This window comes from Streptomyces sp. NPDC001222 (assembly GCF_042896945.1).
GTDB classification, from domain to species: Bacteria; Actinomycetota; Actinomycetes; order Streptomycetales; family Streptomycetaceae; genus Streptomyces; species Streptomyces gibsoniae.
In genome coordinates this window covers 1-18,288 of sequence record NZ_JBIAXT010000054.1, presented here as the reverse complement: position 1 = coordinate 18,288, position 18,288 = coordinate 1, and the positions used below count along the sequence as shown (strand labels likewise).

Annotated in this window: 17 protein-coding genes; 8 read left to right on the top strand and 9 right to left on the bottom strand. The window is 68.7% G+C overall.

What is annotated here, in order from left to right; all coding sequences use genetic code 11:
- The first annotated feature begins 29 nt into the window (after positions 1–29).
- Both ACFY2Z_RS39150 and ACFY2Z_RS39145 read left to right on the top strand, forming a co-directional pair.
- A complete protein-coding gene (locus ACFY2Z_RS39150; protein WP_390748767.1) occupies positions 30–497 on the top strand; it encodes a hypothetical protein in 468 nt (155 codons plus the stop codon).
- A gap of 65 nt (positions 498–562) precedes the next feature.
- A complete protein-coding gene (locus tag ACFY2Z_RS39145; RefSeq protein WP_390748766.1) occupies positions 563–937 on the top strand; it encodes a hypothetical protein in 375 nt (124 codons plus the stop codon).
- Between the two features lie 153 nt (positions 938–1,090).
- On the opposite strand, the gene ACFY2Z_RS39140 is transcribed toward ACFY2Z_RS39145, so the two are convergent.
- Entirely contained in the window at positions 1,091–1,273 is a 183-nt protein-coding gene (locus ACFY2Z_RS39140) for a zinc ribbon domain-containing protein (RefSeq protein WP_390748765.1), read from the bottom strand.
- A 158-nt stretch (positions 1,274–1,431) separates the two neighbouring features.
- Here ACFY2Z_RS39140 and ACFY2Z_RS39135 point away from each other — a divergent pair, with 158 nt between their 5' ends.
- On the top strand, positions 1,432–2,595 hold the full coding sequence (locus tag ACFY2Z_RS39135) for a LacI family DNA-binding transcriptional regulator (protein ID WP_390748764.1): 1,164 nt from the start codon (positions 1,432–1,434) through the stop codon (positions 2,593–2,595).
- Positions 2,596–2,622: 27 nt separating this feature from the next.
- On the opposite strand, the gene ACFY2Z_RS39130 is transcribed toward ACFY2Z_RS39135, so the two are convergent.
- From ACFY2Z_RS39130 to ACFY2Z_RS39115, 4 genes are read right to left on the bottom strand one after another with little or no spacing between them, the layout of a single operon-like run.
- The gene (locus ACFY2Z_RS39130) at positions 2,623–4,911 is read right to left on the bottom strand and encodes a glycosyl hydrolase family 65 protein (protein ID WP_390748763.1); all 2,289 of its coding nucleotides are present in this window, start codon (positions 4,909–4,911) and stop codon (positions 2,623–2,625) included.
- Positions 4,912–5,784, bottom strand: coding sequence for a carbohydrate ABC transporter permease (locus tag ACFY2Z_RS39125; RefSeq protein ID WP_390748762.1), 873 nt, complete (start codon positions 5,782–5,784; stop codon positions 4,912–4,914). It lies immediately after the preceding gene.
- Positions 5,781–6,734, bottom strand: coding sequence for a carbohydrate ABC transporter permease (locus ACFY2Z_RS39120; protein ID WP_390748761.1), 954 nt, complete (start codon positions 6,732–6,734; stop codon positions 5,781–5,783). The genes ACFY2Z_RS39125 and ACFY2Z_RS39120 overlap by 4 nt, the downstream gene beginning before the upstream one ends.
- 12 nt (positions 6,735–6,746) lie before the next feature.
- The gene (locus tag ACFY2Z_RS39115) at positions 6,747–8,021 is read right to left on the bottom strand and encodes an ABC transporter substrate-binding protein (protein WP_390748760.1); all 1,275 of its coding nucleotides are present in this window, start codon (positions 8,019–8,021) and stop codon (positions 6,747–6,749) included.
- A 1,017-nt stretch (positions 8,022–9,038) separates the two neighbouring features.
- On the opposite strand from ACFY2Z_RS39115, the gene ACFY2Z_RS39110 reads away from it, so the two are divergent.
- A complete protein-coding gene (locus ACFY2Z_RS39110) occupies positions 9,039–9,446 on the top strand; it encodes a hypothetical protein (RefSeq protein WP_390748759.1) in 408 nt (135 codons plus the stop codon).
- 227 nt (positions 9,447–9,673) lie between these two features.
- Here the strand turns inward: ACFY2Z_RS39110 and ACFY2Z_RS39105 are convergent, their stop codons facing one another.
- The 3 genes from ACFY2Z_RS39105 to ACFY2Z_RS39095 form a co-directional block, all read right to left on the bottom strand.
- Entirely contained in the window at positions 9,674–9,925 is a 252-nt protein-coding gene (locus ACFY2Z_RS39105) for a hypothetical protein (protein WP_390748758.1), read from the bottom strand.
- Between the two features lie 145 nt (positions 9,926–10,070).
- Positions 10,071–10,760 (bottom strand): response regulator, encoded by a 690-nt coding sequence (locus ACFY2Z_RS39100; protein WP_390748757.1) that lies wholly within the window; start codon positions 10,758–10,760, stop codon positions 10,071–10,073.
- Complete coding sequence (locus ACFY2Z_RS39095) at positions 10,757–12,421, bottom strand: ATP-binding protein (RefSeq protein ID WP_390748756.1); 1,665 nt, start codon at positions 12,419–12,421, stop codon at positions 10,757–10,759. Before ACFY2Z_RS39095 ends, ACFY2Z_RS39100 begins: the two co-directional genes overlap by 4 nt.
- 235 nt (positions 12,422–12,656) lie before the next feature.
- Here ACFY2Z_RS39095 and ACFY2Z_RS39090 point away from each other — a divergent pair, with 235 nt between their 5' ends.
- The 3 genes from ACFY2Z_RS39090 to ACFY2Z_RS39080 are packed head-to-tail and all read left to right on the top strand — an operon-like array spanning position 12,657 to position 15,544.
- Positions 12,657–13,517: an ABC transporter ATP-binding protein gene (locus tag ACFY2Z_RS39090; RefSeq protein ID WP_390748755.1), complete on the top strand. Its 861-nt coding sequence runs from the start codon at positions 12,657–12,659 to the stop codon at positions 13,515–13,517.
- Positions 13,514–14,395, top strand: a complete 882-nt coding sequence (locus ACFY2Z_RS39085) for an ABC transporter permease (RefSeq protein ID WP_390748754.1) — start codon at positions 13,514–13,516, stop codon at positions 14,393–14,395. Before ACFY2Z_RS39090 ends, ACFY2Z_RS39085 begins: the two co-directional genes overlap by 4 nt.
- A 54-nt stretch (positions 14,396–14,449) precedes the next feature.
- On the top strand, positions 14,450–15,544 hold the full coding sequence (locus ACFY2Z_RS39080; protein WP_390748753.1) for an ABC transporter substrate-binding protein: 1,095 nt from the start codon (positions 14,450–14,452) through the stop codon (positions 15,542–15,544).
- A 202-nt stretch (positions 15,545–15,746) separates the two neighbouring features.
- Here ACFY2Z_RS39080 and ACFY2Z_RS39075 read toward each other — a convergent pair whose 3' ends face one another.
- The gene (locus ACFY2Z_RS39075; RefSeq protein ID WP_390748752.1) at positions 15,747–17,396 is read right to left on the bottom strand and encodes an alkaline phosphatase family protein; all 1,650 of its coding nucleotides are present in this window, start codon (positions 17,394–17,396) and stop codon (positions 15,747–15,749) included.
- Between the two features lie 520 nt (positions 17,397–17,916).
- On the opposite strand from ACFY2Z_RS39075, the gene ACFY2Z_RS39070 reads away from it, so the two are divergent.
- Positions 17,917–18,204 carry a Tn3 family transposase gene (locus tag ACFY2Z_RS39070; protein WP_390748751.1) on the top strand — a complete coding sequence of 96 codons (288 nt, stop codon included), beginning with the start codon at positions 17,917–17,919 and terminating at the stop codon, positions 18,202–18,204.
- Positions 18,205–18,288 lie beyond the last annotated feature (84 nt).

Below are 18,288 nucleotides of genomic sequence, written 5' to 3'. Positions count from 1 at the left end.
CGACACAGCCCTGAGGCTAACGTGAACGGGTGAATCAACTCTGGGCGTCGTTGATCGGTGTCGTACTCGGCGGAGGCCTGTCCTACCTGGCCCAGCTCACCACCGCACGCCAGGCCGCCCACACCGAGGACAAGCGCCAGGCCACGCAACTGACCGAGGCCCGCCGCGCCGAACGGCTCGACGTAATAAGGGAGTTCATCCAGCTCACGCAGCAAGGCATACGCCTCGCCGAGGAACGCTACGAGGCACCCGACTGGTCCTCCGGCCGCACACCCGAGTGGCTCGCCGCCGCACGGATCCTCATCGAACGCCTCTGGATCTGCGAGCGGATGATCCTGGTCCTCATCGGTCCGGAGCTCTACCAACTCGCCTGGGACTACGCGAGCGCCGTGCACGACGTCCTGTGGGAGGACCTCGGCGAGCCCCAAGCCGCGTGGGACCACCTGCGCGGACCCATGAACAACTTCCTCAACGCGGCCCACGAGAAGCTGGACTGACCCGGCCCAGGAAGCCGTGCCTGCCCCCGCCTGACTTCGGGCCGGTCCGCTTGGAACAGAATGACGTGGCCGTGCTACTCCGCAGGGACTCGCTTGCCGATATCAAGGCAGCCCAAAATGCCCTCTTCGGGTCTGGAAGCAACCAGGCGGGCAGCCTGCTTAAGGTGACGAGTATCCGCCAGGGCTTCTCCGGGGGCGGTTTCTACCGGCAACAGGGCCTGCCGAGCAAGCTGGCGCTGGCAGCCAACATCCCCGGTGAACAGTCGATTCCTCGACAGACACAGGGCTTCCTCGGCTTCGCCATCACCCTGGACTCGAATATGGGACCCGACAACATCGCCAATCTGGAGACCCTGCCTGGCCTCACCGATCAGTGGCCCAACGGCCATTTCAAACAGGGGACCACCAGCATCTCTCGCACCTGTTTCAAGATCTGGTGACCTGGTACGAACGACCTGCAGGCTGGTCCAAGACTGCACAGTCGCGGTCAGGTGTCTTCGGGATCCAGCTCAAACGTCAACCACCCCGGGCTGAAGCCGAGAGCTTGCGGCTCGTGCGCCACTGGCGGTGGCGTGGACGGCCGCGTCCGGCACTCACGAAATGACCGCGAGCGCAGGGGTCGTTGACTCGACCCCGCACACCCAGGCCCACCAGCCGCGGGCGGCGATGTTTCGGGCAGCATTGGCGTCCGCGTGGTCAACGAACCCGCAGGCGACGCATCGGAACTCGGCCTGGGCAGGCCGGTTCCTTTGTCTAAGTGGTGGCAGCCTGAGCATTCCCTGCTCGTGTTCCTGGGGTCGACCTGCAGCAACGGCACGCCGCGGCGCCGAGCCCTGTACGTCAGGAACCACCGAGCTGGGCGAACGCCCAGGAATGGACCGCGGCTCGTGGGGGCTTTCTCAACGGTACGCCGTCCAACCTCGACAGCCTCCGTATGAACGATAAAAATGAGGGTTCCAGCGTGGGCCAGGGAGAGAACGTGACAGCCGGTTTCCGCGACGCACGTCCGTCGCTTGCGCAGTCCGTGACCATTTCGGACGTTGCCGAGGCGGCAGGCGTGTCTCGCCAGACGGTCTCCAACGTGCTCAATGCACCGGACCGCGTGCGCACCGAGACGCGGGAGCGGGTCACTCGGGCCATCGCCGACCTCGGCTACCACCCCAACCATATGGCGCGCTCATTGCGGGGGAGTTCGCCCCGCATGATCGGCTGCCGCATACTTCCGGTGCACGCGGAAACGGTGGCCGCCATCCAGGACCGTTTCCTGCACGCGCTCTGCGAGTCGGGGCAGGCTTCCGACCACCACGTGCTGCTCTTCACAGCTGCGGACGTCGCCGCGGAGACCGAGCGGTGCACGGCCCTTTGGCGCGCAGGGGCCGTGAGTGGCGTGGTGCTCTACGACATCACGCCGGACGATCCCCGGCCGGGACGGCTCATGGCCGCCGGTGTGCCGTTCACGGCTTTCGGGCGTACGGCGGCCGACACGGAGCGCTACAGCTGGGCAGACGTCGACAACGCGGCGGGGACGGCCTCTGCCGTCGACCACCTGGTCGCCGCCGGTCACCGTCGCATCGGCTTCCTGGGCTGGCCCGAGGGGTCCAGCGTCGGCGACGCGCGGGCGCACGGCTGGCTGATGGCCATGGACCGGCAGGGTCTGCTCGCTGGGAGCCACCGACTCGACGTACGGGGCGACGACACCACATCGAGTGGCACCAAGCTGATGACGGAGCTCCTGGACAAGCCCGGCCCCCCGACCGCCGTCGTCGCCGCGACCGACACGCTCGCGGTGGGGGCGCTCCACGCGGTGCGCGACCGCGGACTGTACCCCGGTCGGGACATCGCTGTGGTGGGCTTCGACGACTCTCCGGCGGCTACGGCACTCGATCTGTCGAGCGTTCGTCAGCCGATCGAGGAGGTGGGCCGGCTGGTCATGGCTGAGGTGCTCCGGCTGACCGGCCGGAGTCCCGGTGCGGACGGCGCACCGCCTGCGGAGCCTCTGCACCGGCTCCTGGCGCCCGAGTTGGTCGTCCGCGCGAGCTCCGCGCCGCTACAGGACTCGCTCCCGGCCGGTTCGGACCCCCGTCCTCTTCGTCCCTAGCGGCACGATGCGTGCTGCGGCACGTCCTCAGCGATGTGGCGCGGACGCCCGCGTGGCGACCGTGGCCTCTCCCCCGACCGGCACGTGCCGCACCGTGCCCGCCGTCTCCACCGGGAGCGGTTCGCCCGAGCGGAGCCGTACGGTCGTGCGGTCGTGTCGGATGTCCACGTCGAAGACACGGCCACGCCACCGGAGCCGCTGCAGGGTGATGCCTTCCAACGGGCCGGGAAGGATCGGCGCGAGGACGACCCGGTCGGCGCGCCAGCGCAGCCCCGAGTAGCCATACAGGAACTCCTGCAGGAAGCCGCCGTGGCCGGTCAGGAAGGTGAAGGCGCCCCCGGTACGGGCCTCGGCGAACTGCTCGAAAGGCGGTCTGACGAACGGTTCGACACTGCGCCGGGTGTACTCGAAGGCCGTGTCGGCGTCGCCGAGTTCGGCATGAACGATGGAGTGGACCGAGTCGGTCATCGACGGCCCGTCCTCGTGCGTACGGGCCGCGTAGTACTCGAGGTCGGCGCGCGTGACCTCCGGGGACTGCGGGTTCTCCCACGGATAGGCGAGCATCACCACGTCGGCCTGCTTGATCACTTGGCCTGCGTACCCGGCGAACTCCGGGTGGATGCCCCGAGCCTCGTCGAAAGGGACGACGATTCGGTCCGCGACCTCGGCCCACCGCGGATCGGCGCTCTCGCCGAGGGCCTCGGCGGCCCGGGCGGCGAAGCGCAGGGACTCCCGGGCGGCGACGTTGGTGTAGGCGGAGTCGTCGTGCGGTCCGACCGCGTACTCGTCCGGAGGAATCACGCCGTTGATGTGGCAGTGGCCTTCGGCGTCGGTGGTGACGCGACTCGCCCAGAAGTCCGCGACCGCGCTCAACACGGGTAGTCCCGCCCCACGCAGCCACTGCATGTCGCCGGTGGCCAGCCAGTACTGCCAGAAGGCCAGGGCCACATCGGCGCTGACGTGCTGTTCGAGGCGGCCGAAGGGCGCCCAAGCGGGGGTGTCCTCGTCGCCGGTGAGTCCGCTTTCCCAGGGGAAGCGGGCGCCCTGGTGGCCACCGGCGGCCGCGGCGGCGCGGGCCGCGTCCAGCCGGGCGACCCGGTAGTCGAGAACACTGCGCGCGATGTCGGGATGCTGGGCGAGCAACCCTGGCCAGATCCAGGTCTCGGTGTCCCAGAAGACGTGCCCGTTGTAGCCGTCACTGGACAATCCGGCGGGCGAGGGCGACCAGGGCGAATCCTCGCGCACGCTGGTGAGGAGATAGAACTTCGCGGCCCGCACGCGGCGTTGCAGCAGGGCGTCGCCATGGATGACGATGTCGCCCTCCCATTCGCGCTGCCAGGCGCGCCGGTTGTCGTCGGCGAGCCGCGCGTGTCCCGCACGGGCGGCCTCAGCGGCGTGCGCCCCGGCAGCGCTCAGCGGCTGCTCCGCGACGTGGGAGGTGACCACGGACACGTACTTGGCAAACGTCAGGGGACGTCCCGGGGACGTGCGGACGGAGATGGTCTGCGTCGCGCTGCCCTCCCGCGCCGGGACGGACTCGTCCTGCCCGGAACCACCGTGGCTGCCCGGCCCGTGCAGGACGGAGACGACCGCGGCCGCGATACCGCTGCCCTCGGCTTCCACAAGGGCCCAGACCCGCCCGTGGCCCGCGCCCCGCCCCACGGTACGGGTGTGCGACGCGGCGCGTTCGTCCAGCGCGTCGGTGACAACGAGCTCGCCCTCCCAGTACGGAGTGACCGTCACACTGACGACGGCCACGTACGGCCTGGACCGGTCGGTGAACACCTCGTACCGCACGTCGGTGACCCGGCCTGCCGGGGAGGTCCACCGCGCCTCGGTGGTGATCGCCCCGGTGCGCAGATCCAGGCACTGCCGATACCGCTCGATGCCGCGGGCCGCCGCGGCGCGCGGACCGGTCACGGGGGCCCAGTCGCCGCCGACCAACCGCTCGCCCCCGTCCGGCGCGGTCACCTGTGCGCCGGACGCGCCAGTGAACGCAGCGTTGAACGAACCGCTGCCATCGCTCACGTCGAGCGTCGACCACGCCGGCAGGGAGGCCTTGCGGGACCAGGTGCCGTTCTGTCCCGTGTAGAGGCCGGCGATGTGGAACTGGCTGCGCACGGGGTCTTCGGCGAAGCCGTTGCCGGCCGCCGGGACACGTGCCGCGAAACAGCCGTTGCCGGTGAAGGCGGGGTGGTAGCCGACGAGAGCAGTGAGGTGGGAGTCCCCGCGGCCTGAGGCTCGGAGCGGATGGTCCGTCGCCAGCACCCACGCGTCGCCGTCCGGTACGGAACCGCCGCTGATCGGGGCGCTCACCTACTTCAGCCCTCCCGCCGTGAGGCCGTCGACGATCCGACGCTGGAAGAACAGCACGGCCACGACGAGCGGCAGGGTCACCACGGCCCCGGCGGCCATCTGCGTGCCGAACGGCTGGTCGTACTTGTACTGCCCGGTGAAGAGGGACAGGATCACGTTAGCGGTCATCATGTGACGGTCATTCACCACGCTCACGGCGATGAGGAATTCGTTCCAGGAACTGATGAACACGAGGATGGCCGTGGTGAACACGCCCGGCGCGGCGAGCGGGAGCACCACCTTGCGAAACGCCTGCGCCGGTGTGCAGCCGTCGACCTGCGCGGCCTTCTCCAGCTCGGTGGGCATCTGGCGGAAGAAGGCGGTGAGGTTCCACACGGCCAGCGGGAGGGCGAAGCTCATGCTGGGGACGATCATCGCTTGGTAGGTGTTGATCCAGCCGACGTCCGTGAAGAGCCGGAGCAGCGGGACCACCAGGATGATCGGCGGGAACATCGACGCAGCGATGATCAACGTCAGGATCAGTGTCTTTCCACGGAATTGAAGGCGGGCCAGGGCGTATCCGGCGAAGATGCCGACGATCAGCGTGGCGGCGGTGGTGATTCCGGCGACGACAAGGCTGTTGACGAGGGCTCGCCCGAATCCGTTGTGCGGATCGAAGGCTGCCGTGTAGTTGTCGAAGGAAGCCGGGGCCGGCAGCGGCGCGTTCGAGAACTGGTCGGCCGGCCTGCGCAGGCTGGAGACCACCATCCAGTAGAACGGCGCGATGCAGTACGCGACCACGGCGGCGATGCCGAGCCGCCGGGCCCAGGACGCGCCCCGCCTGCTCCCGGTCGCCCCGCGCCGTGGAAATCGTATGGGGGACTGCGTGCTCATGACTCACTCCTGGTGCCCCGACCGAGCAGATCGGCGCCGAACAGCTTGACGAACGAGAGGGCGACGATGGCGATGTAGACGAACAGGACGGTCGCGTACGCGGCGGCCGAGCCGAAGCGCAGATTGGTCATCTCGTTGAAGGCTGACATCGACAGCGTCTCGACCGAGTGCTTGCGTGGCCCCACCAGGACGTACGGCAGATCGAACATGCGCAGTACGTCCAGGAGGCGGAACAGGACGGCGACCACGAGTGCCGGGCGAACCAAGGGCAGGGTGATCCGCCAGAAGACACGCCACGACGAGGCACCGTCGACACGGGCGGCCTCGTACAGCTCACCGGGGATGATCTGCAGTCCGGCGAGGACGAGCAGGCCGATGAACGGTGCGGTCTTCCAGGTGTCGGCGATGACCACGGAGAGCCAGGCGTGGAACCCTTCGCTGTTCCACAGCACTTGGGTCCCCAGGAGATCGTTGGCGACTCCCTGGCTGTTGAAGATCCACTTCCAGAGGATTCCGGAGATCGCGGTGGGGACGGCCCAGGGTACGAGGACGGCGGCTCGGACGAGCGCGCGGCCGCGGAAGGCGAGGTGCATCACCAGTGCCATGGACACGCCGATGATGACTTCGAGAGTGACCGAGGCCAGGGCGAACGACGTTGTGTTCCACCAGGGCCGCAGCAGCCGGTCGTCCGAGAAGAGGGCGGCGTAGTTGCCGGTTCCGTAGTGAGAGGTGGTCGCCACGAAACCGGTCTGCGGATCGATGCCCTCGGTGGACACCTGGAATGACAGCCGAAGAGCGGCCACCACGGGGTAGCCGATGACCAGGGCGAGGACCAGCAGTGTCGGCGAGAGCAGGGCCGCGGCCAGGCGGCCCGTCCCGGCGCGGCGCGAGGTGCGCTCGGGCCGGGACGCCGGGGCCGTGCGCCCCGGCGTCGAGGTGATCACGGACACGAGCGCGACCGCCTACTTCTCGGCGATCGCCGCAGAGAGGGCCTTCTGCATGTCGGCGAGGGCCACGTCGACGGACTTCGAGCCGCTCAGCGCGGCCGAGGCGCTCTCCTGGATGGCAGCCGTGGCGTCGCCGTAGTGCACCACGACCGGCCGGGGTGTCGCCGTGGCCAGTGACTGCTTCAGCGTGGCCAGGTACGGGAACTGCTTGCGCAGCGCCGGGTCGTCGTAGAGATCGGTGTACGGCGGGGCCGACGAGGTGACCTTCAGGTTGGTGCGGGCGTTCGCCTCGTTGGAGAAGAACTTGATGAAGTCGAGCGCAGTCGCCTTGTGCTTGGCGAACTTGCTGATCGCGAGGTCGAGACCGCCGAGGCTCGAGCTACCGGGCCCGCTGAGGCCGGGCAGAGTCGCGACGCCGAACTTTCCTGCCACCTTGCTGGAGCCGTCCTTGGCGTTGGCCAGCACCCACTGATACGGCCACTGCCTATGGAAGAGCAGCGTGCCCGCCTGGAAGGCGCGTCGGCCGTCCTCCTCCTCATAGGTAGCGGCCTGCTTGGGGATGATGCCGTCCTTGAAGCCGTCGACGAGGAACTGCAAGCCCTTCTTGGCGGCTTCGGTGTCGACCGTCGCCTTGCCCTGGGTGTCGACGACGCTGCCGCCAGCGGAGGCCACGGCCTCGGAGAAGTTGACGGTAAGTCCCTCGTACTTGTCGAACTGGCCGGCGTAGCAACCGATGCCCTTGCCCTCGGGGAGCTGGTGAACCTTGGCGCAGTCCTGCTTCATCTCGGCCCAGGTGGTGGGTGGCTGGGCGTTGATCTTGTCGAGCAGATCCTTGCGGTAGAAGAGCAGACCGGCGTTGGTGTTGAACGGGACCGCGTACTGCTTGCCGAAGTAGTTCCCGGTCTTCACGACCGCGGGGATCATCTTGTCGAGGGGGAATTCCTTGGCGGGCAGCTCGTCGATCCACTGGTTGCCAGCGAACTCGGCGACCCAGATCGGGTCGAGGTTGAGCACGGTGTAGGCGTCCGACTTGGTCTGGGCGTTCTGGATGAATTGCTGGCGCTGTTGGTCCGCGCTCTCCGGCAGTTCGACCAGCGTGACCTTCTCGGCGGGGTGCTGCTTGTTCCAGCGGTCCAGCTGCCCTTGCAGGGTGCCGGTGGTGTCCTTGCCGGTGGCGAGAGTGATCGGGCCGCGGTCGTTCGACTGCGCCGGGCCGCCCTTGGAGTCAGAGGAACCCGAGTTGCTGCATCCGGCGAGCACCGACGCGCACATCACCACGGCTGTCGCCACCGCGGCCCTTCGCCGCGACCTCTTTCCCCCAAAGCCCGGGGGCGTCTGTCCCCCGTCCGGCACCATCCGCAACGAACTCACCGTGCCCTCCTCGCTGTCACCGCCAGGTCGCGGACCGCACCACAACACGGCTTCCGGCGGCGGCTCGTCGACGACCAACTCTCCGATTTGATCGTTCAAGATGGCCTCGCAAACGTGTCCCGTCAACCCCCAAGGAACAGAAAGTTCCCCCCACGCCAACTGACCTTCCAACGCTCCCTCGAAGCCGACCAGGCCGCTCCACCCGCCTCCGCGTCATCTGAGATTTGAACGTTCATATCCGGCCTCTTCACCCGATCTTTGCGAGGATGCCTGGCGTTCACCCGAGTAGGTACCGCCTCCCGGTACCGCACCACGAAGCGCCGCCGAATCTGTCCGCCGGCCGCGAACCGCCCACGTGTCCGCACAACACCGCTCCCGCTCCGGGGGCGCTGATGTGGGAGGAGAGGATGTCGGCGATCACGTGAGCGTCCCCGTGCAGGTCGGCGTCCTCGACCAACCGGAGGAACCGCTGGCACAAGTCGCTGTTACGGGGTGGGACGGTTGACCGCCGGTGCGGGCACGTGCCGCCCCGCCGCCCTGGTGAAGAACGTGCCGAAGCGGGCCGGGCAGAGGCTCTCGGCCAGCGCCAGCCGGCGAGGATCGACGTGGGCCCAGGACCCACCTGTGCGCAGGAGCGCTTCTACCGGGGGAAGCGCCGGCCCCAGGACCGAGCACAAGATGGGGCGGCGCCGGGCGGGGAGCACCCTGGAGACCATACGCACCAAGGACTTCCGGGAGGAGAGACGCACCGCCGCGAGGTGCCGTTCGCGCTTCGGCTGCGGCGGTAACGGTTCCGGGGCCCGTGGTGAGGGGCGACGGTTCACGGGCAGCACACTCACAGCCTCCATCCGGGTGAACGGCTCCGCGTTGACGGATCTTGGCCGCGGTCGGACCTGTTGACTGGGTGCGTACGCCACACCCCAAAGGAGGCCCACCGTGTTTGGCAGGACTGTTCTCGCCGCCACCGCGCTTGCTGCTACCGCGCTGACCGCTCCAGCAGCGCTGCCTGATGCCCACGCCGCGACACGGCCTGTGCCCCTGAGCAACGCCGACAACGGCAGGACGGTCTCCGTCCACTCCGGCGACACGGTCAGGGTCAATCTCAAGGCCATGTCGAGTGGCGGGGAGAAGTGGGTGTGGGATGTACCTGCGGCCTCCGACGCCCGCGTGCTGCCACGGACTTCGGGACACATCGCTGCCAATGGCGACGCCGAAGCCACGTTCCGTGCCGTCCATGACGGCCGCAGCACCATCACCGCGCACCGCCGCTGCGTCGTCACAGCCCCTAGCCACACCTGCCCCCACGTCGTCATTCTCTGGAAGGCCACCATCGACATCCGCTGACGGCTTGGTTCCGCCAGTCGGCGACGTAGGAGTCAGACTTCCAGCGATGCCGAGGGCGAACCCATCGAACTTCCACGGGTCGCCACGCTCACCGTGCCGGCCCGTCGGCTGCATCCGGTGGACACGCCCGTCGTTCCCACAGGACGTCCCGCTTGAATGCGTGTCAGTTCATTGGTCCTGCCAACCTATGACGCTTTCGCCGATTGCCCGTTCCGCCAGGTCCGAGATCACCGAGACGCAGAGCATGCTCTCGGATGCGCCGGTTTGGTTATGGCCACGATCTTCTTGCCGGCGCCGGTGCTCTGCGTGCTGGTGGGCACACATGGGGCGACCTTGCCGCTCTGCACCTCGATGACGCAGGCGGTCGGCTCGGCCTTGCGTCCCTCCTGCTCACGGACCAGTCGGTGCAAGCTGACGCCCAGGTCACCCTTGAGCACGCTGCGGATGGCGGTCTCGTCCGCTGCACGCACCTGGTTCACAGTCAAAGTCCTTCTCCCGCCTTGGGCCTTCCTTCGCCGTGGCCGTCAAAGGGCAGGGCGGCCCGCGTCACCGAGGAGCCGGTGACGCGGGCCGGCGGCAAGACCGGCGAGCTGCGCCTCTGTCAAGTGGAGCTCGGTGCCCGGCTCAACAGACGATTCGGTAGCGGTGTTCGGGACGGCCAGTGGTTCCGTAGCGAAGTTCGAGCCGGACCATGCCTTCCCGTACGAGGTACGAGAGATACCGCTGGGCCGTGGCTCGGGAGACGCCGGTGAGTTCGGCGGCCTGAGCCGCGGACAGGGCGTCGTGGGCGGTGCGGAGGGCCTGGTGCAGGAGAGCCAGGGTCGGCGCGGAGTGGCCCTTGGCCGGAACCCGGGGCACGGCCGGTGGCCGGGCGGCGCTGAAGAGGGCGTCCACGTCGGCCTGGTCGGTGCGGGGAGCCAGGCCGAGGGCGTCCACGCGGTGCTGAAGTTCGCGGTAGGCGGTGAGCCGCTCTGCCAGATCGGCGGAGCCGAACGGCTTGACCAGGTAGCCTACGGCGCCGAGCTTCATGGCGGTCCGTACCGAGGTGATGTCCCTGTCGGCGGTGATCATGATCGCGTCGGGACGGGCTCCGCCCTTGTCTCCGCTCAGCTGCCGCAGCACATCGAGTCCGCTGCCGTCCGGCAGGAAGATGTCGAGCAGCAGGAGATCGGGGTGGAGCGTGCGCACCGCGTCCAGCGTCTCGGCCACGGTCGCCGCCCGGCCGACCACCTCGAAGTCCTCGACGCGGGACGCGTAGTCGCAGTGGATGCGGCTGACGCGGAAGTCGTCGTCCACCACCAGGGTCCGGATCATCCGCGATCACCTCCTGTCGGCGCGGCCGTCGTCAACTGTGCGTCTCGTGGTACGGGGGTGGCGTCCGGCAGTGGCAGTACGACGGTGAAGACCGCGCCCGGCCCCTCGCTGACCGTGATCGTCCCGCCGTGCCGTTGTGCCAGCCGGTGGACGAGGGCGAGACCCAACCCGCGCCGGGCGGTGCCTCGGTCGGGCCGGGTCGACCAACCGTCCTCGAAGATCGACTCGGCGGCGCCAGGTGGGATCCCCGGGCCGCTGTCCGTGACCCGCACCATCACCTGGTCGACGACCTCGACCAGCGAAAGCCGCACCTCGCGTCCACCCGCCGGAAGCGGTCCGCCGGCCGCCGCGTCGATCGCGTTGTCCAGCAGGTTGCCGACGATGGTCAGCAGCCGGCGCAGATGCGGCGGGTCCTCGCCGAGCGCCGAGTCCTCGCTGAGCACCATCCGTACCCCGCGTTCCGCGGCCACCGTGGTCTTCGCGACGATCAGCCCCACGAGCAGTGTGCTGCCGATCCGTTCGCGTACGGACTCGGTCAGCGCCTGGTCGGCGCCGGCCGACTCGACGGCGTATTCGTAGGCGGCGTCGTGGTCGCCGATGTCCAGCAGTCCGGCCACGGTGTGCATACGGTTGGTGAACTCGTGCTGCTGGGCGCGCAGGGCGTCGGTCAGCCCGCGTACGGAGTCCAGTTCGCGCAGCAGCCCGATCAGCTCGGTGCGGTCGCGTACGGTGACCACCGCGCCCAGTTCACGGCCGTGCAGCGTCACCGGCATCCGGTTGACCACCAGGCAGTGGTCATCGGTCAGTACGCTGAGGTCGGTGCCGGTCAGGGTGCCGTCCAGGGCGCGGCGCAGCCGGCCGTCGGGCAGCACCTCCTCGAGGCTGCTGCCGAGCGCCGTGCCGAGGCCGAGCAGGTTGCGGGCCTCGTCATTGACCACGGTGACCCGGCCGTCGGGGTCGAAGGCGATCACGCCCTCCCGGATGCCGTGGAGCATGGCCTCGCGATCCTGGAGCAGTCCGGCGATCTCCTCCAGCTCCAGCCCGAACGTCGACCGCTTCAGCCGCCTGGCCAGCAGGAACGCCGCAGTCGAGCCGACCGCGACGGCGATCGCGGCATAAAGGCCGAAGGTGGGCAGCTCCCTCCACAGCTCGCCGAGCACATCGCGTTCCGGGATGCCGGCCGAAACCTCGCCGACCAGCGTGCCCGTGGGCCCGTACAGCGGAGCCTTGCCGTTGGCGGACCGCCCGGTCGCGCCCTGGTCGGAGCCCACGTGGGGGCGGCCGTCCAGCACGACGATCGGATCGCCCACCGGCTCGCCGATCAGCGCCGGGTCGGGGTGCGAGTGGCGGATGCCGCGCAGGTCGATCACGACCACGTACGACGCCCCCGACGCCTTCCGAATCCGTTCGGCGACGGTCTGCACGATGCCGTCGCCGCCCCCGTGCGCCATGGCCTGCCGGATCCGCGGTTCGGCGGCCGTTGTCCGGGCGATGTCCAGTGCCCGCCCCTCGTAGACACGGTCGATCTCCGCTCGCTGGGCGAACGCGAACAGCACGAAGCCGATGGCTCCGGTGAGGGTGAGGATGACCAGCTGGTTGGCCAGGATCCGTGCGGAGAGCCTCCTCTTCCCGCCACGGCCGAGCCGGATACGGATGGGCATCACAGGTGCCTTCGCCCTTGTCGTGCTGCCGGGCCCGGCCCCTTCGCCGCACCCGTGGTGGCGTGATTGTGTCCCACCGAGGACTTTCTGCCCACCCCTCGCATGCTGAGCAGAACGAGCAGAACTCCTGTCAACACGACTAACGCGAGATACGTCTGAAACAGCGACGTCACGCCAAGCGGCCTTTAGCGTCTGCCTTCCTCGACCTCCGAGGTTAGGAAGGAGACGGCCTCAGATGGCTTCGCGAAACGATGTCGCGACGAGCTCCGCTGCCGAGAAGATCGGCCGGGACAGCGCGCGCGTCGAGATCTCAGGGCTCACCAAACGCTTTCTGACTCCTGCGGGTGAGGTGTTCACGGCGCTGCGGGACGTTTCGTTCACCGTGGAGCCGGGTCAGTTCTGCGCGGTGGTCGGCCCGACCGGCTGCGGCAAGTCGACGACGCTGAGCATGGTGTCCGGGCTCGACCGGCCCAGCGAGGGCTCGGTCAGGGTCGGCGGCCGGGAGGTGGACGGCGTCACCGACGGCGTCAGCTTCATGTTCCAGACCGACGCGCTGCTGCCCTGGAAGACGGTCCTCGGCAACGTCCTGATGGGCCCCGTCTTCCGCGGAGTTCCCAAGCAGAAGGCCCAGGCCTCGGCACGCGACTGGCTGCGCCGGGTGGGACTGACGGGATTCGAGGACCGATACCCGCACCAGCTCTCCGGCGGCATGCGCAAGCGCGTGGCGATGGCCGCGGCGCTGATCAACGAACCCAAGATCCTGATCATGGACGAGCCGTTCGGCGCCCTGGACGTGCAGACCAAGGCGATCATGTCGACCGAACTCCTCGGTCTGTGGGAGCAGATCCGTCCGTCGGTCATCTTCATCACCCACGACCTCGACGAGGCCGTGGCGCTCGCCGACCGGGTCGTCGTCATGACGTCCAGCCCTGGCTCCGTCAAGGCGGTCTTCGACATCGACCTGCCCCGCCCGCGCGGCTCGGTCCAGGAGATCCGCTTCCAGCCCCGCTTCATCGAACTCCAGCACCAGATCTGGGACTGCCTGCGCGAGGAGGTGGAGCGCGCCTACGCACGCACCGCAGGAGGTACGGCATGAGCACGACGTCCACCGTTTCCACCGCCCCGGCCAAGGACGGCTCCCAGACCTCGGCCACGGCCGCCGCCAAACGCGCCGCCCGGCGGCGCACCTTGCTGGTGTGGGTGGGCCGCATCGGTCTCGCGGTGTTCGTTCTCGGCGGCTGGCAGGCCTTCACCGCCTGGGGAATCGTCGACAAGTTCTTCTTCGGGCAGCCGTCCGGCATCGCCAAACGACTGGTCGACCTCTTCCAGCACGGCACCGAGTTCGGCTCCTTTTACGCCAACATCTGGACCACGATCCAGGAGGCGCTCGTCGGCTTCGCCCTCGGGGCCGTCACCGGAGTGGTCTTCGGCGTCGCGCTCGGCCAGAGCCGCTTCCTCGCCGATGTACTCGGCCCCTACATCAAGATGGTCAACGCCATCCCGCGTATCGTCCTCGGCTCGATCTTCATCGTCGCGTTCGGCATCGGCGTGCTGCCGAAGATCCTGCTCGCCGCGGTGCTGGTGTTCTTCATCGTCTTCTTCAACGCCTTCCAGGGCGTCCGCGAGGTCGACCGCAACATCCTCGCCAACACCAAGGTCCTCGGCGCCTCGCAACTGCAGATCATCCGGCACGTCACCGTGCCCTCCGCACTCACCTGGATCATCGCCAGCCTGCACAGCGCCTTCGGCTTCGCCATCGTCGGCGCGCTGGTCGGTGAGGTGCTCGGCGCGCAGAGCGGCCTCGGCCTGGTCATCAAGACCGCGCAGAACAACTTCGACCCCGACGGCGTGTTCGCCACGATGCTCGTCATCTCGGTCATCGTGCTCGGCGCCGAGTGGCTGATCGGCAAGCTCGAGCACCGGCTGCTGTCCTGGCGCCCGCCGACCCCGTCCGAGGCCTCCAACACCATCTGACCCCCCGCACCCCAATTTCCTCCCAGAACCCTCAGCAAAGGAATGTGGTCAACCATGTCCAGACGACCCGCCGCCGTCGCCGCGTCTCTGCTCACCGTTCTCGCCCTCGGCGCGGTCAGCGCCTGTTCCGGCAACTCCAGTGCCAGCACCGCGGGCAGCGGCTCCGGCGGCACGCCGACTGTCAGGCTCATGGTCGGCGGCATCGACAAGCAGATCTACCTGCCGTACCAGCTCGCCCAGAACCTCGGCTACTACAAGAAGTACGGCGTCAACGTCCAGCTGAGCACCGAGCAGGACGGCGGTGTCGGCGCCGAGGAAGCCATGGCCTCGGGGCAGGTGGACATGGCGGGCGCTTGGTACAACCACACGATCGAGTTCCAGGCTAAGGGCAAGGCCGTCGAGGACGTCGTGCAGCTCTCCGGCGCGCCGGGCGAGCGCGAGATGTGCACCGAGAAATCGGGGGTCCACTCGGCCGCCGATTTCAAGGGAAAGACCCTCGGCGTCACCGACCTGGGGTCGGGCACCGACACCCTCACCCAGTTCCTGGCCGCGAAGAAGGGCGTGACGACCAGCCAGTTCCACCGGATCGGGGTGGGCGCGGGCTCGACCGCCATCGCCGCGCTGCAGAACGGCAAGGTCGACTGCGTGATGACGACGCAGCCGACAGTGGCCGCGATCCAGAAGAAGGGCGTCGGTGCGTCGGCGATCGACCTGGCCACCACGGACGGCGCCACGGCGGCGATGGGCGGTGCCTTTCCTGCTGCCAGTGTGCTCGCCCGCACCGACTGGGTGGACTCGCACAAGGACACGGTGCAGAAGGTCGTCGACGCGCTCGTCGCCACCATGCACTGGATCAACACGCACAGCGCGGCCGACATCGCGAACAAGCTGCCGGCGTCGTTCGTGTCGAACCAGTTGGTGACCAAGGCCGACTACATCTCGGCCCTGAACGAGGACAAGGGCCAGTTCCTCCCGGACGGTCTCATGCCGGCCGGCGGTCCGAAGACCTCTCTGGCGACGGAGAAGCTGGTCGGCAACGTGAAGTCGTCGGTGGACCTCAGCAAGACGTTCACCAATGACTTCGCTATCCAGGCCAACAAGACCGAGGGCTTCAAGACGACCACGACCCCGGCCGGGTCGAACGGCTGAGCCTGGGCCATGCAGGAGGCCGCCCGGGTGACTGGCACCTGGGCGGCCTCATGGCCGGGCGTGAACGCCCGGTCGGCAGCAGGAGGTCGGGCCCCGACCGCCCGACGCAGCGCGCCGAGGGCCTCGGCTGTGCTCGACCGACCGGAGGGTGTCTACGGCCGGTGCGTCCAGGGACCTACGCGGCCGGGGCGCACCGAACGGGTCAGCGGACCGGCAGCACGGTGGTGTGTTCCTCGCGCACAGCCTGCAGGGAGCGGGGGTCGAGACCGAGCAGGCTCAGGATCGTCGGTGCGATCTGCTTGGTCTGCACGCCCGCGGAGTCACGCACGCCGTCCGGGACGGAGGCGCCGGACACGACGAGGGGAACGCCTAGGTCGTCGGAGTGGCCGCCGCCGTGTTCGGCGATCTTCTTGGTGCCGCCGGTGAAGACCACGCCGTACTGCGCGACACCGAGGAGGTCCGGGACCCGGGCGTCGCCGGCCTTGACGTGGAAGTAGTCGGCCGCGGCCTTGCCGGCGTAGACCTTGCTGAGCCCGCTGTGGGTGTAAGCCCTGGGCGCGGCACTGATGTCGGTGCCGGTGCCGCTCTGCGCGAGCAGGTACTTCTTGGCGAAGGCGGTGGCGGCCACGGAGCGGTCGGAGAGCCAGAGCAGCATGGCGTCGTCGTCCACCGCGTGCGTCACCAGGTCAGCGGCGCCGGGGTGGAGCTTCTTCCATGCGGCGTTGAGGCCGTCCAGCAGCGGGCCGTCGTCGACGCGGGTGAGCGCGGCGGGGTCGGTGGGCGACTGGCCGTGCTTGGCGGAGAGGATGACGGTGGTGCTGCCGGCAAGGTGCCGCTTGCCGATCTCGGCGGTCAGGGCGCCGATCTCCGTGTTGACGAAGTCCAGGTTCTTCACCAGCAGCGGGCCCGGGACGTTCTTGGCGGTGTAGCCGCCGGTGAGGCCGTCCGAGGCGGGCAGCTTCTGCGCGGTGGAGACCGACTGGAAGTTGAGGCCGAAGATCGCCGGGGTGCCGACCTTGTGGGAGCGGCTGTGGTCGTAGCCGTCGATCTCGTTGAGGACGGCCTTCACCTTGTAGCCGTCGTACTGCTCGGTGGCCTTGTTGTCCGTGGTCCAGTCGTTGCCGGCGGCGTAGCCGGGGGCGTCGCTGTTGATCTCCGGGGTGAACAGGTCCTGGACGCCGGTGCCCGAGGGGCCGTTGAGGATCTCGTAGGCGGCGTGCTTGTCCGACCAGGCGGTACGCAGACCCGCCTGCCGAGCCACCTCGAAGATCGTGTTCGCCTTGAGATACGAGTGCGGGTACACCGGCTCGCAGGTCTTCGGGTCGACCGGCAGCTTCGACGCGTTGATCAGGCTCGCCGGGTGGCCGGTCATCGACAGGATGCTGTCCGGCAGGCCCGCGAGGCCCTGACCGGCGTCGATGGAAGCCTGGTTCTTGTCCAGGTCCTCCGTGAGGTCCACCTCGACCCCGGGCTTGACGCCCTTGCACCTGGTGGTTCCCGCCGGGAGGAGCGCGGCGTTGTAGGTGTCGTCGTAGTAGATGCCCGTGGTGCCGGGACTGCCGCCGGTCGCCTGGGCGACCATGCCGGGGAAGGAGTCGGACGGCGTGGTGGTGCTGGCGTGGGTGTACTCCACGCCGCCGCCGACCAGCCGGGCCAGCGCGGACTTCGGGTGCCTGGCGATGTACCAGGCCAGGTCCGACTGATGCAGCCCGTCGACGGAGACCAGCAGGACATGCCTGGCGGCGGTCCGGTGGGGGGAGCCGGCGAACGCGGAGGGCTGGACGGCAGTCACCCCGGCCAGAGCTCCGGCGGCGGCGAGGACGGCTGCGTACCTGACGTGACGTCTGGACATCTGTTGTCTCCCGGGTGTTCGGGGCGGGGTGCGGGTGCCGGGCTCATCAGAGTCGCGCCTTGTGTACCGGAAACGGCGCATGTGTGAACACACCCGGAATGAGCGGTCGGATCTTCACCAAGCAGGTCTGGTTTTCCCCAGGCAAGACAGTCCGCGGCCTTGGGCGAGCCTGAGTCGTCCGGGGTCTCGGGACCATCCCCGCGGGTACGGGGAGCAGCAGGAGTTGTCGACCGCGTCGTGTCGCGTTGCCGGTGGTTACGCCACCCACTAAAAGATCACTAGGCCGAGCGCTTCGGTCACCGCGGTGGAGCCGACGTAGGCGGGCCCACCGCGGTGCCGGACGCCCAGCTACACGTGGGCGCTGATCACCCCGCCGTGAGACGGTGCCGGGGCAGGCGTTGTTCATCCAGATCTGTCCGCATTGGGTGACAATACAACTGGGCGAAGTCACACCGGTGTTCACATCGCACACGTCAGCGGTGCAGCGCCTCCGGCAGCTGCGGCACATGGGAGGCACCTCGTGCTCCCGCCCCGTCCGCGGTACGGTTCGCCGCTGTTCATCCTGGACGCGCTGCTGGGCCGCGACGGCGGGCCGAAGCCGGAGACAGTCGTGACCGACACCGCCTCCTACAGCGACATCGCCTTCGGCCTGTTCGCGATTCGCGGCTACCATTTGTCCCTGCGGATCGCCGACATCTCCGACGCCCGCCTTCGGCGCACTCACGCGAGCACCGACTCCGCTTCCTCGGCGTCCGCCATGCCCCGGCCTGGCGGAGGTTCACCACCTTGCCACAGGCACCGTTCCTAAACAGTGTCCAGGAGTGGCATTTGCTGCCAGCTCCCGGAACTGCGCGCGTCCCGAACGGTGTTGGATGCGCTGGTATCCCGCGTT

Bases quoted from the DNA above. Each gene is read 5' to 3' on its own strand.
- ACFY2Z_RS39140 (WP_390748765.1), bottom strand. From the start codon at position 1,273: ATGCTCAGGCTGCCACCACTTAGACAAAGGAACCGGCCTGCCCAGGCC.
- ACFY2Z_RS39135 (WP_390748764.1), top strand. From the start codon at position 1,432: ATGAACGATAAAAATGAGGGTTCCAGCGTGGGCCAGGGAGAGAACGTG.
- ACFY2Z_RS39125 (WP_390748762.1), bottom strand. From the start codon at position 5,784: ATGAGCACGCAGTCCCCCATACGATTTCCACGGCGCGGGGCGACCGGG.
- ACFY2Z_RS39100 (WP_390748757.1), bottom strand. From the start codon at position 10,760: ATGATCCGGACCCTGGTGGTGGACGACGACTTCCGCGTCAGCCGCATC.
- ACFY2Z_RS39095 (WP_390748756.1), bottom strand. From the start codon at position 12,421: ATGCCCATCCGTATCCGGCTCGGCCGTGGCGGGAAGAGGAGGCTCTCC.
- ACFY2Z_RS39090 (WP_390748755.1), top strand. From the start codon at position 12,657: ATGGCTTCGCGAAACGATGTCGCGACGAGCTCCGCTGCCGAGAAGATC.
- ACFY2Z_RS39085 (WP_390748754.1), top strand. From the start codon at position 13,514: ATGAGCACGACGTCCACCGTTTCCACCGCCCCGGCCAAGGACGGCTCC.
- ACFY2Z_RS39080 (WP_390748753.1), top strand. From the start codon at position 14,450: ATGTCCAGACGACCCGCCGCCGTCGCCGCGTCTCTGCTCACCGTTCTC.
- ACFY2Z_RS39075 (WP_390748752.1), bottom strand. From the start codon at position 17,396: ATGTCCAGACGTCACGTCAGGTACGCAGCCGTCCTCGCCGCCGCCGGA.